This is a genomic window from Sphingomonas faeni (assembly GCF_040407505.1).
Classification (GTDB): Bacteria; Pseudomonadota; Alphaproteobacteria; order Sphingomonadales; family Sphingomonadaceae; genus Sphingomonas; species Sphingomonas faeni_E.
In genome coordinates, this window is record NZ_JAPZPQ010000013.1 from 34,819 (window position 1) to 49,649 (window position 14,831).

The 14,831-nt window shown below is 63.9% G+C and carries 15 protein-coding genes; 8 read left to right on the top strand and 7 right to left on the bottom strand.

The features are described 5' to 3' along the window. Positions 1-2: 2 nt before the first annotated feature. Positions 3-455, bottom strand: coding sequence for a GatB/YqeY domain-containing protein (locus O6X71_RS20810; protein WP_353467563.1), 453 nt, complete (start codon positions 453-455; stop codon positions 3-5). A 140-nt stretch (positions 456-595) separates the two neighbouring features. Here O6X71_RS20810 and carA point away from each other — a divergent pair, with 140 nt between their 5' ends. The 5 genes from carA (at position 596) to O6X71_RS20835 (ending at position 7,132) form a co-directional block, all read left to right on the top strand. After that, positions 596-1,894 (top strand): glutamine-hydrolyzing carbamoyl-phosphate synthase small subunit, encoded by a 1,299-nt coding sequence (gene carA / locus O6X71_RS20815; RefSeq protein WP_353467564.1) that lies wholly within the window; start codon positions 596-598, stop codon positions 1,892-1,894. After that, the gene (locus O6X71_RS20820) at positions 1,894-2,592 is read left to right on the top strand and encodes a hypothetical protein (protein ID WP_353467565.1); all 699 of its coding nucleotides are present in this window, start codon (positions 1,894-1,896) and stop codon (positions 2,590-2,592) included. Before carA ends, O6X71_RS20820 begins: the two co-directional genes overlap by 1 nt. Then, positions 2,592-5,924: a carbamoyl-phosphate synthase large subunit gene (carB, locus tag O6X71_RS20825; RefSeq protein ID WP_353467566.1), complete on the top strand. Its 3,333-nt coding sequence runs from the start codon at positions 2,592-2,594 to the stop codon at positions 5,922-5,924. Before O6X71_RS20820 ends, carB begins: the two co-directional genes overlap by 1 nt. Positions 5,925-5,999: 75 nt before the next feature. After that, a complete protein-coding gene (greA, locus tag O6X71_RS20830) occupies positions 6,000-6,476 on the top strand; it encodes a transcription elongation factor GreA (RefSeq protein WP_056052861.1) in 477 nt (158 codons plus the stop codon). A gap of 5 nt (positions 6,477-6,481) precedes the next feature. Continuing rightward, positions 6,482-7,132: a rhomboid family intramembrane serine protease gene (locus O6X71_RS20835; protein ID WP_056486305.1), complete on the top strand. Its 651-nt coding sequence runs from the start codon at positions 6,482-6,484 to the stop codon at positions 7,130-7,132. A 437-nt stretch (positions 7,133-7,569) separates the two neighbouring features. Here O6X71_RS20835 and O6X71_RS20840 read toward each other — a convergent pair whose 3' ends face one another. From O6X71_RS20840 to O6X71_RS20860, 5 genes are all read right to left on the bottom strand, one after another. Beyond that, complete coding sequence (locus tag O6X71_RS20840) at positions 7,570-7,797, bottom strand: DUF4170 domain-containing protein (RefSeq protein ID WP_353467567.1); 228 nt, start codon at positions 7,795-7,797, stop codon at positions 7,570-7,572. Between the two features lie 81 nt (positions 7,798-7,878). Continuing rightward, positions 7,879-8,358, bottom strand: coding sequence for a hypothetical protein (locus O6X71_RS20845; RefSeq protein ID WP_353467568.1), 480 nt, complete (start codon positions 8,356-8,358; stop codon positions 7,879-7,881). A gap of 103 nt (positions 8,359-8,461) precedes the next feature. Beyond that, positions 8,462-8,734 (bottom strand): hypothetical protein, encoded by a 273-nt coding sequence (locus O6X71_RS20850; protein WP_056486297.1) that lies wholly within the window; start codon positions 8,732-8,734, stop codon positions 8,462-8,464. Further along, positions 8,731-9,084 carry a phage holin family protein gene (locus O6X71_RS20855; RefSeq protein WP_353467569.1) on the bottom strand — a complete coding sequence of 118 codons (354 nt, stop codon included), beginning with the start codon at positions 9,082-9,084 and terminating at the stop codon, positions 8,731-8,733. Before O6X71_RS20855 ends, O6X71_RS20850 begins: the two co-directional genes overlap by 4 nt. Positions 9,085-9,088: 4 nt before the next feature. After that, positions 9,089-9,577: a hypothetical protein gene (locus O6X71_RS20860; protein ID WP_056062308.1), complete on the bottom strand. Its 489-nt coding sequence runs from the start codon at positions 9,575-9,577 to the stop codon at positions 9,089-9,091. A gap of 175 nt (positions 9,578-9,752) precedes the next feature. Here O6X71_RS20860 and eno point away from each other — a divergent pair, with 175 nt between their 5' ends. Then, positions 9,753-11,033 (top strand): phosphopyruvate hydratase, encoded by a 1,281-nt coding sequence (eno, locus tag O6X71_RS20865; RefSeq protein WP_107961796.1) that lies wholly within the window; start codon positions 9,753-9,755, stop codon positions 11,031-11,033. Between the two features lie 201 nt (positions 11,034-11,234). Then, positions 11,235-11,561 (top strand): FtsB family cell division protein, encoded by a 327-nt coding sequence (locus tag O6X71_RS20870; protein WP_055878455.1) that lies wholly within the window; start codon positions 11,235-11,237, stop codon positions 11,559-11,561. A gap of 136 nt (positions 11,562-11,697) precedes the next feature. On the opposite strand, the gene O6X71_RS20875 is transcribed toward O6X71_RS20870, so the two are convergent. Beyond that, on the bottom strand, positions 11,698-12,522 hold the full coding sequence (locus O6X71_RS20875; RefSeq protein WP_353467570.1) for an alpha/beta fold hydrolase: 825 nt from the start codon (positions 12,520-12,522) through the stop codon (positions 11,698-11,700). A 126-nt stretch (positions 12,523-12,648) separates the two neighbouring features. On the opposite strand from O6X71_RS20875, the gene O6X71_RS20880 reads away from it, so the two are divergent. Further along, complete coding sequence (locus tag O6X71_RS20880) at positions 12,649-14,388, top strand: DUF885 domain-containing protein (protein WP_353467571.1); 1,740 nt, start codon at positions 12,649-12,651, stop codon at positions 14,386-14,388. The last annotated feature ends 443 nt before the right edge of the window (positions 14,389-14,831 follow it).

Genomic DNA, 14,831 nt, shown 5'->3' on the forward strand with positions numbered 1-14,831 from the left:
ATTTACGACAGCGCTGCCTTTACCAGGCCGCTCGCCTTGCTCATGTCCAGCTCGCTTGCGTGGCGTGCCTTCAGCTCCGCCATCACGCGGCCCATGTCCTTCATGCCGGTCGCGCCGAGTTCCACCTTGATCGCCTCGATCGCCGCGGTCGTTTCCGCCTCGCTCATCTGCTGGGGCAAGAAGCGTTCGATCACCGCGACCTCTGCCGTCTCCGCATCGGCGAGCTCCTGGCGGCCGCCCTTCGAGAACATCTCGATCGACTCGCGGCGCTGCTTGACCATCTTCTGGAGCACTTCGACCACCAGCGCGTCGTCGCTCTCGGGGGCCTTGCCGGTGCGCGCCTCGATGTCGCGGTTCTTGATCGCGGCCTGGATCAACGAGATAGCGTTGCGGCTCTGCTTGTCGCCGGCCTTCATGGCGGTCAGCTGCGCAGCCTTGATGTCGTCGCGAATCATGTACTGGTCTTTCAGGCGGTTCGGGATAGCCCGACGGGATAGCGCGTCCGCCGTCCGTTTAACAGATTGACGCTGCGGCACGCCGGCCTTAGCGGACACCACTTAGCGACATCGTCAACGTAAAGAGAGTGCCCAGCCTGATGGCCGACGCCCAGCCTATAGCCATGCCTGCCGGTGCAACAGGCGTCCTCGTCCTCGCCAATGGCGACGTGATCTGGGGTCGCGGGTTCGGCGCAGAGGGCAGTGCGGTCGGCGAAGTGTGCTTCCACACCGCGATGACCGGCTATCAGGAGGTGCTGACCGACCCGTCCTTCGCCGGGCAGATGATCTGCTTCACCTTTCCGCACATCGGCAACGTCGGCGCGAACCCCGACGACGTCGAGGCGGACGACCCGCACGCGCTCGGCATCATCGTCCGCGAGGACGTGACGCAGCCGTCGAGTTTTCGCGCGGTCGAGGGGCTCGATGGCTGGATGAAGCGGCATGCGCGGATCGGTCTGTCGGGCGTCGACACGCGTGCGCTGACGCGGCGGATCCGGGTGGCGGGCGCGCCTAATGGGGTCATCGCGCATTCGGCGAGCGGTGAGTTCGACGTGGCCGAGCTGCTGGCGATGGCGCGCGCGTGGCCGGGGCTTGAGGGCATGGACCTCGCCAAGGACGTGTCGACCGAGATGCATTATGGCTGGGGTGAGGATGCTCCGGGCGGTGTCTGGAAGCTGGGCTTCGGCTACGGCGACAGCTCGCAAGCGGGAGAGGGCGCTTCTGCTCCCCTCCCGCTTGCGGGAGGGGTCGGGGGAGGGGCTGACCAATCAGCGCCGACCCCGCCTGAGGCCATGCCCTCCCCCAACCCCTCCCGCTCCGCGGAAGGGGAGCAGAAGGCCCGCCCCCACGTCGTCGCGATCGATTACGGCTCGAAGCGCAACATCTTCCGCAACCTCGTCGAGGCGGGCGCGAAAGTCTCCGTCGTCTCCGCCACCGCCAGCTTCGACGACGTGATGGCGCTCGCCCCCGACGGCATCTTCCTGTCGAACGGCCCCGGCGATCCCGCCGCGACCGCCGAATACGCGGTACCGGTGATCCGCCAGCTGCTGGAGACGGGCAAGCCGCTGTTCGGCATCTGCCTCGGCCACCAGTTGCTCGGCCTCGCGGTCGGCGCGACCACGACCAAGATGTTCCAGGGCCACCGCGGCGCCAACCATCCGGTCAAGCGCCTGTCCGACGGCGCGGTCGAGATCACCAGCATGAACCACGGCTTCGCGGTCGAGCGCGACAGCCTGCCGGCGAACGTCCGCGAGACGCACGTGTCGCTGTTCGACGGGTCGAATGCGGGGCTGGAACTGACCGATCGGAACGCGTTCAGCGTGCAGTATCATCCGGAAGCGAGCCCGGGGCCGCAGGACAGCCTGTATCTCTTCGAACGGTTTGTGAAGGGACTGTAATGGCAAATCCTATCGATTACCTCCTGACGGGCCTGCTAAATGCTCTTTACTTGAGCACTAAGAACCAAACCTCGCATTCTTTAACGTACTCTGAATTGATGATGCTATTTGAAAAGCATTACGAGATTCCGATCAACCGTGCTCAAGTCGAATTGGCAGTTGCTCGAATGGAGCACGAGGGTTTGGCTACATTAGTGCTAGACCCATACGCTGATACCGTAATTGAAACATCCGATAAGACAATAGCTGAGTATTGCGGCAGTCATGCGGGCGTTATCAGCCGAGGTTGGTCCAACGAAGAATGGTTAAGATCAGCATTCCGAAACGAGAAGTTGTGGTCAGATATAGATCAGGGGGTAGATGAATCCGAGGATGTTCGGGTGATCCCGTCTGCGGATGGCTTTGTTACGGTAAATCACAATGACGAAAGCTATAAGGCTGTCGAAGAAGCTGTCGTTGAAGCTGATGAGGCTCTCCGTAGTGACAACGAGCTTCAGGTCGAAGAGAGAAGTTGGATCCGCGTCCACTTGGAGGCTGGCATATCGCTTCTGCGTAGCGGCGGACCAATACTCAGAAGTGCATTGGTCGCTCTAATAATCGAGCCGCTCAAAGCGGCGATGAAAGCTGCGGCTAGCGAGAAGGTAAAAGCTCTTGTGGGCATAGCAATCAAAAACCTTATGATCTGGTTAGCACACTAATGCCAAAACGCACCGACATCTCCTCGATCCTCGTCATCGGCGCAGGACCCATCGTCATCGGCCAGGCGTGCGAGTTCGATTATTCGGGCACGCAGGCGATCAAGGCGTTGAAGGAGGAGGGCTATCGTATCGTCCTCGTCAATTCGAACCCCGCCACGATCATGACCGATCCCGAGCTGGCCGACGCGACCTATGTCGAGCCGATCACGCCTGCGATCGTCGCCAAGATCATCGAGAAGGAGCGCCCTGACGCGATCCTGCCGACGATGGGCGGGCAGACCGCGCTCAATACCGCGCTGGCGCTGTTCCATGACGGTACGCTGGAGAAGTTCGGCGTGACGATGATCGGGGCGGATGCCGATGCGATCGACATGGCGGAGGACCGGCTGAAGTTCCGCGATGCGATGGACCGGATCGGGCTGGAAAGCGCGCGCTCGGCGATCGCACATACTGTTGAAGAAGCTTTGGAAGGCCTTGAGAAGACGGGGCTTCCGTCGATCATTCGGCCGAGCTTCACGATGGGCGGCTCGGGCGGCGGCATCGCGTACAACCGCGAGGAGTTCATCGCGATCGTCCGCAACGGGCTCGACCTGTCGCCGACCACCGAGGTGCTGATCGAGGAATCGCTGCTCGGCTGGAAAGAATACGAGATGGAGGTGGTGCGCGATCGCAACGACAACGCGATCATCATCTGCTCGATCGAGAACGTCGATCCGATGGGCGTCCACACCGGCGACTCGATCACGGTCGCGCCGGCGCTGACGCTGACCGACAAGGAATACCAGATCATGCGCAACGCATCGATCGCGGTGTTGCGCGAAATCGGTGTCGAAACAGGCGGTTCGAACGTCCAGTTCGCCGTCAATCCGAAGGACGGCCGGCTGGTCGTCATCGAGATGAACCCGCGCGTTTCGCGCTCGTCCGCGCTGGCGTCGAAGGCGACCGGCTTCCCGATCGCGAAGGTCGCGGCGAAGCTGGCGGTCGGCTACACGCTCGACGAGATCGAGAACGACATTACCGGCGCCACCCCCGCCGCGTTCGAGCCGACGATCGATTACGTCGTGACGAAGATTCCGCGGTTCGCGTTCGAGAAGTTCAAGGGCGCGTCGAACACGCTCGGCACCGCGATGAAGTCGGTCGGCGAGGTGATGGCGATCGGTCGCAACATCCACGAATCGATGCAGAAGGCGTTGCGCGGGCTTGAGACAGGCTTGTCGGGGTTCAACCAGGTCGATCATCTGGTGGGTGCGCCGCGCGCGGAAATCGAGGCGGCGCTGGCCGTCGCGACGCCGGACCGGCTGCTGGTGGCGGCTCAAGCGTTGCGTGAGGGCTTTACGGTCGCCGAGGTGCACGCGATCGCGAAGTATGATCCGTGGTTCCTCGAGCGGATCGCGGAGATCATCGCGGCCGAGGCCGAGGTGATGAAGGACGGCCTGCCGATCGACGCGCCCGGTATGCGCCGCCTGAAGAGCATGGGGTTCAGCGACAAGCGGCTTGCGTGGCTGGCGCTGCAGTCGGCAAATCTGCGCGGGATGAACCGGGGGATCGCACGTGGCTCTGGCCTGATCCACGAGGTCGTCAAGGCGATGACCGGCGGCGTGACCGAGGAGGAGGTGCGCCAGCATCGCCTGAAGCTCGGCGTGCGGCCGGTGTTCAAGCGGATCGACACGTGCGCGGCCGAATTCGATGCGAAGACGCCGTATATGTACTCGACCTACGAGGCGCCGAGCTTCGGAGAGCCCGAGAACGAGTCCGAGCCGACCGACCGGAAGAAGATCGTGATTCTGGGCGGCGGGCCGAACCGGATCGGGCAGGGTATCGAGTTCGATTACTGCTGCTGCCATGCGTGCTTCGCGCTGGCGGATGCGGGCTATGAGACGATCATGGTCAACTGCAACCCGGAGACGGTGTCGACCGATTACGACACGTCGGACCGGCTGTATTTCGAGCCGCTGACCGCCGAGGACGTGTTGGAGATCCTGCATGTCGAGCAGCAGAACGGCACGCTGGTGGGCGTAATCGTGCAGTTCGGTGGGCAGACTCCGCTGAACCTCGCGCGCGCGCTCGAGGCTGCGGGCATTCCGATCCTGGGGACGACGCCGGATGCGATCGATCTGGCGGAGGACCGTGAGCGGTTCGCGGCGTTGATCACCAAGCTCGGGCTGTTGCAGCCGGCCAATGGCCTGGCGCGGAGCCGGGACGAGGCGGTCGCGGCGGCGGAGCGGATCGGCTATCCGGTGCTGATGCGGCCGTCTTACGTGCTGGGCGGGCGGGCGATGGAGATCGTCGATACGATCGGGCAGCTCGAGCATTACATCGCGACCGCGGTGCAGGTGTCGGGCGACTCGCCGGTGCTGATCGACCAGTATCTGCGCGATGCGATCGAGGTCGATGTCGATGCGATCTGCGACGGGACCGACGTGGTCGTCGCGGGCGTGTTGCAGCATATCGAGGAGGCGGGCGTCCATTCGGGCGACTCTGCGTGCTCGATCCCGCCTTACTCGCTGTCGGCGGAGATCATCGCAGAGATCGAGCGGCAGACGGTGGCGCTCGCGCATGCCTTGTCGGTGGTCGGGCTGATGAACATCCAGTTCGCGGTGAAGGATGGGCTGGTCTACCTCATCGAGGTCAACCCGCGCGCGTCGCGCACCGTGCCGTTCGTCGCCAAGGCCATCGGTGCGCCGATCGCCAAGATCGCCGCGCGGGTGATGGCGGGCGAGAAGCTGGTCAATCTGCCGAAGATCGACCGGCATATCGACTATTATGCGGTGAAGGAGGCGGTGTTCCCCTTCAACAAGTTCCCCGGCGTCGATCCGGTGCTGTCACCGGAGATGAAGTCGACCGGCGAAGTCATGGGAATCGATCCCGATTTCACGATCGCATTCGCCAAGGCGCAGCTTGGCGCGGGGACGATCCTGCCGACCAAGGGCAATGTCTTCGTCAGCGTGAAGGACGGTGACAAGGTGATGATCGTCGAGGCGGTGAAGGCTTTGGTCGACACCGGCTTCTCGATCGTCGCGACCGGTGGGACGGCGGATCACCTCGCACTTGCCGGGTTGCCGGTCGAGAAGGTCAACAAGGTCGCTCAAGGTCGGCCGCATATCGTCGACCGGATCAAGGACGGCGATATCGCGCTGATCTTCAACACCACCGAGGGGTGGCAGAGCCTGAAGGACTCGCAGCCGATCCGCGCGTCCGCGCTGGGACAACGCATTCCGTACTTCACGACCGCGCCGGCTTCGCTCGAAGCGGCGAAGGCGATCGCCAAGCTTTCGACGCACAGCCTTGAAGTACGGCCGCTGCAATCCTATTATTCGCAGTCGCACGACTGATCCCGACATGAGAATGATGTGTGGGCGGGGCTGGTACAGGGCCTCGCGCGGGGAAATGGATTTGGGGACGAGATGATGGCGACCGTCGAAAAGATGCCGATGCTGCAGGAAGGCTATGAGACGCTGAGCGCGGATCTGAAGCGCCTGAAAGCCGAACGTCCGACGATCGTCGACGCGATCGAAGAGGCGCGCGCGCACGGCGACCTGAGCGAGAACGCAGAATATCATGCCGCGAAGGAGCGTCAGGGCCAGGTCGAGGCATCGATCTCCGACATCGAGGACAAGCTGTCGCGCGCGCAGATCATCGACCCGAAGGACCTGTCGGGCGATAAAGTGGTGTTCGGCGCGACGGTGACGTTGCTCGACGAGAACGACAAGCCGGTGAAGTATCAGATCGTCGGCCAGACCGAGGCTAACGCGAAAACCGGGCGGATCTCGTACAATTCGCCGCTGGGGCGTGGGCTGATCGGTCGGAAGCTCGACGAAGAGGTCGAAGTCACGGTGCCGGCTGGCGAGCGTTACTACGTCGTCTCCAAGATCGAGTTCATCTGAGCTTTATGAATTTTTTCGAGACGCGGGCGACGGCGATCATCACGATCGTGACGGTCATCGTCTCGGGATTTCTGGTGCTGAGCGGGTCGCTTGGGTATTGGGCGGTGAACGCCGGGTTCATTCCTTTGCGGATGACCGATCTGGGTATTCCGAGCGAGCATATGTTCGTCGTGCCGTCTTGGGCGACGCCGCTGACCGCGACGTTGATCCACGGCGGCTGGGCGCATATCGCGCTGAACCTCGTGATGCTGGTGTATTGCGGGCAGTTCGTCGAGAAGGCGCTGGGGACGGTCGGGTTGGTCGTTCTGTATGTGCTGGGTGCGTATGCGGCGGCGGCGGGGCATTGGGCTTTCGGGCCTGAGTCTACCGCGCCTATGATTGGCGCTTCGGGCGCGATTTCGGCGGTCGTTGGAGCGTACGCGCTGTTGTATGGCGAGCGGCGGGCGCAGGCGATCGGGCCGGTGCCGGCTGGGGTCGTGCATGTGGTTTGGCTTGCCGCCGCGTGGATCGGAATCCAGTTGCTGATGGGGCTGGCCGGGTTTGGGGCTTCGGTTGGGGCTAGCGGGCCTATTGCTATTGGCGCGCATATCGGCGGGTTCTTGGCGGGGCTGGTGCTGGCTCGGCCGTTGTTGCTTTGGCATTATCGGGCTGCTTAGGCGGCCGCCCCGTTCGTCCTGAGTAGCTGCTGAGCTTGTCGAAGCGGCGTATGGAAGGATGAGTTGGCGCTCGGGGCCTGTTCTTCGATACGAGCCCTCGATACGCTCCTTGCGGAGCCTACTCGGTCTCTACTCAGCACGAACGGGGAGGGGAGGATGGCTACTGCCTGCGCCGCGATCTGGCGAGACCGCACGAGCTCGTAGCCATAGTCCTGCTTGGCGTGCCCTCCCCCATTGCCGCCTTCGGCGTCTCTCCCTCTCCCCGATGGGAGAGGGATAAGTGGCCACGCTTCATGCGAACTTGCTCGTCAGGCTGGTATGCCCAAATCCGTCATCCCCGCGAAGGCGGGGATCCATAAACTATGCCGTTGCGATTACATCGCGCCGTTAGCCAGTATGGGTTCCCGCCTCCGCGGGAATGACGGCTCAGGAGTAGTTCAGGCTACGCTCGCGCCTAGGTTCGGTTCGAGCATGCGGTGCAGGTGCACCACCACGAACTTCATCTCGGCATCATCGACGGTACGCTGCGCCGCAGCACGCCAGGCCTTTTCGGCACTGGCGTAGTCGGGAAATACGCCGACGAATTCGATCTTGCTCAGATCGTTGAAATCCAGGGTGCGCGGGTCGCTGACGCGGCCGCCGAATACGAGGTGGAGCTTGCTCATGCGCTTGCTTTCCTAGGGAGGGGGTTGCCGCCTCCCTAGCGTGTTCGACCCGCGGTTTGAACCCTTAGACGCCCTATCTTCTCAAACGGCAGGCTTTTGCGAAACCGCCTTCGCACCTGCGGTACCGGCCGTCGTGACGGCCTTGACGATACCCTCGAGCAAGCCCTTGGCCTGATCGCGCGCATTTTCTTTGGTCAAGCCGAGCTCGCCAAGTTCCGAGCGACCTGCGTCCTTGGCTGCCGCGGTCGCCGCGACGAGCGTCTCGCTAAGACGCTTGCCGACGGGGGCGAGCAGTTCCTTCTCGCGTGCCGAACGCGGGAGCAGCGCACCGGCGAGCGCGCCGACAGCGAGACCGCCGACGAGGATGCCGAGCGGGTTGGATTCGAGGTTGTTGACGACGCACTTGGTCTTCTCGCGTGAGACTTCGATAACCTCCGAGGCCTTGTCGCCGGCGTCATGATAGACCTTCGATGCGGTCTCGCGGACGGTGTCGAGGCCTTCGCGCAGGCGGCTCTCGGTCTCGTGGGCGGCTTCGTTGGCAGTGGTCTTTGCGTCGGTCATGGAAATGTCCTTCTGGTGGCAAGCTGCTCGCCGTTCAATGCGATGAGGGTTCAACGCGAGCCGGGACTTCTAGGTTTCAATATTGTGACCGTGGTCAGGGCGATCACCGTCCGCGGCGGAACAGTCCGACGATCCGGTGGCGCGCGAGGAACAGTCCAGCGACCGCGGCGAACCCCGCAGTCGGTCCCGGATTGCGCTTCACCGTCTCGACGCTGGCGCTGAGCGCGGCAGTGCCGGCATCGGCGACGTCGCGGCTGGCGTTCAGCGCGAGCTTCCGCGGATTGAGCCGGTCCTGCAACTGCCCTAGCGTCATCATGACGCGCTGGCGGGCGAGGGCCGATTCGATCTCTGCGGCGGCGACTTTGGCGGATGTCATGATACGGGCTCGCTCTTCGTCTGAAGCTTCGACTTGCCGATCATCGCCAGGATCGCCGCCACTGCGAGGACGGCCACCACGACGATGGCGGTCGCCCATCCTGGCCCCACCAGCGTCGCCACCGTCAAGATCGCACCGACCAGCAGTGCGATCAGTGCGGCCAAAGCCAGCACGCCTGCGACCGCGAAGAACATCGCGGCCGACTTGTAAGCACTCGCCGTCTCGCCGAACTTCGCCTTGTAGACAGCGACTTCCGCGGTCGCGAGGCTCTTCGTCTCGGTCGCCAGGCGACCGACGATCGAAGCAAGGCTCTCGTTCTCGCCGGTCGCGAACGTCAGTGGATCGACCAAGACGTCAGACCTTCGAGTTGGCATCGACGCCCGACTGCACCAGCCGCGCGACGACGAAGCCGATGGCAGCTGCTGCACCCACCGCGATCGCGGGCGACTTCCGCACGAGTTCGCGCGCGTCGTCGAACAGCTCGTCGATGTCCTTCGCCTTCACCTGATCGGCGAAACCCGATACGCTGTCGGCCGCGCTACGGGCATAGCCGCCGTACTGCGAGCCCAGCTTCTCATCGACCTGGCCGGCGGCGTCGGTCAGCAACTGCGCGACCTGCTCCAGCGCGCCGCTCGCGCGTGCCTTGCCGTCCTCGGCGAAGGTGCGGACCTTGTCGGTCGCCTGCGCGGTGTACTTGTTCGCGCCGTCCTTGATTGCCTGCTTGGCGTCGCCGGCCTTGGCCGAGACATCGCCGTTATCGATCGTCTTGCTGAGCTCGGTCCCGACCTCGTTCGCGGTCGTTTTCAGGTCGTTGACGGTGTCGTTTACGCTGGAGTCGGCCATGACGGTCCCTTTCAGAATTGTTACGCCCTCAACACCGTCGTTGGAGCACGGTTCCCGAACCGTCGCGCGATTGCACGACACTATTCTCGGATGTCCGCGCGATTGCCCGATATGGCGTGAGACGGTAGAGGCGGCGCGAACGACCCGGCACCGGGATTTGTAGGAGCATCGTTACGTGACCGCAATCATCGACCTTCATGCACGCCAGATCCTCGACAGCCGCGGCAATCCGACCGTCGAGGTCGACGTTCTGCTCGAAGACGGCAGCTTCGGCCGCGCGGCTGTGCCGTCGGGCGCATCGACCGGCGCGCACGAGGCGGTCGAGCGCCGCGACGGCGACAAGACCCGTTGGGGCGGCAAGGGCGTCGATGGGGCGGTCGATGCGGTCAACGACGAGATCACCGACACCGTGCTCGGCATGGACGCGGAGGACCAGTCGGATCTCGATCGCGCGATGATCGAGCTCGACGGCACCGAGAACAAGGGCCGGCTGGGCGCGAACGCGATCCTCGGCGTCAGCCTCGCCGTCGCCAAGGCCGCCGCCGAAGCGCGTGGCCTGCCACTGTACCGCTATGTCGGCGGCGTGCAGGCGCATCTGCTGCCGGTGCCGATGATGAACATCATCAACGGCGGCGAGCATGCCGACAACCCGATCGATTTCCAGGAATTCATGGTCGTGCCGGTCGGCGCGTCGAACATCCTCGAAGCGGTGCGTTGTGGTTCGGAGATCTTCCATACGCTGAAGAAGGGCCTGAGTGAGAAGGGCCTGTCGACCAGCGTCGGCGACGAGGGCGGCTTCGCGCCGAACATCGGCAGCACGACCGAGGCTTTGGACTTCATCATGTCGAGCATCGAGAAGGCGGGGTACAAGCCCGGCGAGGACGTGATGCTCGCGCTCGATTGCGCGGCGACCGAGTTCTACAAGAACGGCAAGTACGACATCTCGGGCGAGGGCCGGATCCTCGAGAGTGCCGAGATGGCGGAATATCTCGCGGACCTGACGCGGCGCTATCCGATCTTCTCGATCGAGGACGGCATGGGCGAGGACGATTGGGAGGGCTGGAAGACGCTCACCGACCTGATCGGCGACAAGGTCCAGCTGGTCGGCGACGATCTGTTCGTGACCAACCCGAAGCGCCTGAAGCGCGGGATCGACCAGGGTATCGCGAACTCGCTGCTGGTGAAGGTCAACCAGATCGGCACGCTGACCGAGACGCTGGAGGCAGTGTCGATGGCGCAGCGGGCGAAGTATACCGCGGTGATGTCGCATCGGTCGGGTGAGACCGAGGATGCGACGATCGCTGATCTGGCGGTCGCGACAAACTGCGGGCAGATCAAGACGGGCAGCCTTGCGCGCTCGGACCGGTTGGCGAAGTACAACCAGCTGATCCGGATCGAGGAAGAACTGGGCGATGCTGCGCGTTATGCGGGTCGCGACATCCTGATCGGGGGGTGACGGTATAGCCCCTTCGAAATCCAATTCTTGTCATCCCCGCGGAGGCGGGGACCCATAATCTCGAACGGTCGCGTTTCTATTGCTCGGCCTGCCACTATGGGTTCCCGCCTTCGCGGGAATGACGGTTGGGTGTATGAGGGTATAAGTATTTGATCGGTCCGGAGTGATCGACCGATCAGGGCGCGAGTACCGGAGGACGACATGGCACGCGTGACGACGAAGACCAGCAAGTTGCGGAAGACGATGCGCAAGGCCGCTTGGCCGGCGTTGGGGCTGACGCTGATGGCGTTCTTCGGCGCGTATGCCGTGCTCGGGCCGAACGGGATGTTCGCGTATGGCGACTACAAGCGCCAGCTTGCGAAGCGCGAGCAGGACTATGCCGCGCTCGATCGCAAGCGTGAGGTCTTGAAGAACCGGGTGGCGTTGCTGAACCCGGATCATGCGAACCCGGATATGGTCGACGAGATGGTTCGCAAGGAGCTGAACGTCGCGCATCCGGACGAGGTTATCGTTCCGCTGGGCAATTGAACTCCCTCTCCCGTCGGGAGAGGGAAGGGGCCCGCCGCCCTTGCGGTGGGAAGGGTGAGGGTGATGATCGCCCTTCACCCTCACCCTTCCGGCGCAAGCGCGCCTCCCTCCCTCTCCCAGGGGGAGAGGGAATTGGTTACCGACCCAGGAACGTCAGCAGATCGTTGGTGAAGCGATCGCTTTCGGTGATCGTCAGGCCGTGCGGGGCGCCGTCATATTCGACCAGCTGCGAGTCCGCGATGCCCTTGGCGGCGGCGCGGCCGGTGGCGTCGATCGGGACCGTCTTGTCACTCGTCCCGTGGACGACCAGCGTCGGGACGCGGAAGGCGGCCAGATCCTGACGGAAATCGGTGTGACCGAACGCCTTGGCGCACTCCAGCGTCGGGTGAAGACCCGCCTGCATCGCCAAGCTCCATGCCCAGTCGACAACCTCGTCGCTGACCGGCGAGGTGATGAAACCGACGCCGAGGAATTGCTGGAGGAAGGTCTTGAAGAACGCCGGGCGGTCGTCCTCGATGTTCGCGCCGATGCTGGCGAGCGTTTCCTCGTCGACGCCGTCAGGATTGTCGTCGGTCTTGAGCATGTACGGCACCACCGACGAGATCAGCCCGGCGGCGACCACGCCCTTGCCCTCGTAGCGGCTCATGTAGCGCGCGATCTCGCCGCCCCCCATCGAGAAGCCGACGATCGTCGCGTCGGTGTTTGCGCCGGTTGTTTCCATGACGTCGGCCAGATCGTCGGTCAGGGTGTCGTAGTCGTAGCCGGTCCAGGGCTGGCTCGAGCGGCCGAAGCCGCGGCGGTCGTAGGCGATCGCGCGGAAGCCGGCATTGGCGAGCGCCATCGCCTGCGCGTCCCAGCTGTCGGCGTTGAGCGGCCAGCCATGCGTCAGGATCACCGGGCGACCCGTGCCCCAGTCCTTGACGTAAATGTCTGTACCGTCACGGGTTTTTACGTAGGGCATGCAAGTCTCCGGTCTGTCTTTGCAGATGCACGCTCAACGGCTCATCGTGCGCGCCGTTCCGCACGCTGGCGTACCGAAGCTTCGACTGGCAGCATGGCGCCAGACGAATCGAGAGGTGGAGACAGGATGCGGATCGGACTTTTGACGACGGCGCTCGGCGCGGTCCTGGCCTTGAGCGCGTGCGGCCCTGCAAAGGCTCCTTCCACTACACAGGCACCCGCTGCGCCTTCGTCCGCCGCGAAAAGCGACTGGGCAGGGTTCCGCGATGGCTTCATCGACGGCTGGTTCAAGATCGATCCGGCCAACGCGGTCTATCAGGGCAAGCACGAGTATGACGGCGGCTTGGGCGACTGGAGCGCGGCGGGGCTGAAGCGGCAGGCGGACTTCCTGCATGGCGCGATCGACAAGGCGGGGGCGTTCAAGGATTTGAAGCCAACCGAGGCGTTCGAGCGCGACTATCTGGTGCAGGTCGCCAAGGCGAAACTGTTCTGGCTGGAGGACGCCGACCAGCCGCATACGAACCTGACCTGGTACATCAGCGCCGGGCTCGATCCGAACGTGTACGTCGCGCGCAACTATGGCACGCCGGCACAGCGGATGAAGGCGCTGACGGCGCTGTTCGAAAAGATCCCGGCGGCGACAGGCAATATCAAGGCGAACCTGAAGACGCCTATGCCGCTGAGCTTCGTCAATATCGGGGTGGCGGGGTTCAACGGGTTCGCCGACTATTACACCGGCGATGCGGTGAAGGCGTTCGCGGGCGTGAAGGACGATGCCGCGCAGAAGCGGCTGGTGGATGCGGCCAAGGCGGCGTCGGTGGCGATGCGCGATCTCGCCAAATGGACCGAGGGTCAGCGGGCAACCGCGACGCAGGATTTCGCGCTGGGCGCGGACCGGTTCGCGCGGATGGTGTCGGCGACCGAGGGCGTGGATACGCCGCTCGATCAGCTCGAGGCGGCGGGTGTCGCAGATTTGAAGCGCAACCAGGCGGCGCTGGCGGAAGCTTGTAGTCTGTTCGCCAAGGGGCAGACGATCGTCGCGTGCATCGCCAAGATGAATGCGAACAAGCCAGTCGGTGGCCCGGTCGCGGAGGCGCGGCGCCAGATCCCGGGCTTGCGGAAGTTCGTCGTGGATCACGACCTGGTGACGATCCCGGGGATCGAGCAGGCGCTGGTCGAGGAATCGCCGCCGTACAACCGGCAGAATTCGGCGTATATCGATCCGCCGGGGCCGTTCGATAAGGGCGTGCCGTCGATCTACTATATCTCGCCGCCCGACCCGAGCTGGACCAGGGCGGTGCAGGACGCGTTCGTGCCGGGCAAGAACGACCTGCTGTTCACGTCGGTGCATGAGGTGATGCCGGGGCATTTCGTCCAGTTCCTGCATGCGAACCGCTCGCCGTCGCTCTTCGGGCGGCTGTTCGTGGGGTATGCGTTTGCCGAGGGGTGGGCGCATTATGCCGAGGAGATGATGTGGGAGGCTGGGCTCAACAACGGCGATCCTGAGACGCATGTCGGGCAGATCTCTAACGCGTTGCTGCGGGATTGCCGGTACCTGTCCGCGATCCGCATGCATGCGAAGGGTATGACGCAGGAACAGTCGTTCCGGATGTTCGTCGACGAATGTTACCAGGACGAGGGGAATGCGAAGCAGCAGGCGGCGCGGGGGACGTATGATCCTGCTTATTTGAATTATACTATGGGTAAGTTGATGATCCGGAAACTGCGGGCGGATTGGACTGCGACGCGGGGTGGGCGGAAGGCCTGGAAGGCGTTCCATGATCAGTTCTTGAGTTATGGGGGGCCGCCGATTCCTTTGGTGAGGAAGGCGATGATGGGGGAGGATGAGGCGAGCGCGACGTTTTGATTTTGGGGGCGGTGTTCGCTCCCTGACACATCGCGCCACCCCGGCGAATTGCACCACCCCGGCGAAGGCCGGGGCCCAATTGGAAAGGTCGGCGTAACGGAAGATGCCACCCCGTTATCACCGTCCCCCAATTGGGCCCCGGCCTTCGCCGGGGTGGTGCATGGGGGTAAAGGCGTCCCAAACCAAAGCTTGTGTCCCCGCGAAGGCGGGGACCCAGACTGGGCACCCGCCTTCGCGGGTGAACATTCTTTTTTCTTCAGCTTCTTCTGCTGCTCCCTCTCCCCGTCGGGGAGAGGGCTGGGGTGAGGGGCTGTTCCGGGTGGAGCACTGCTTGGCGGGGGGGGGCCCCCCCCCCCCCCCCCCCCCCCCCGGGGGGGGGGCCCCCCCCCCCGCGGGGGGGGGGGGGGGGGCGCCCCCCCCCCCCCCCCGCCAAGCAGTGGTGG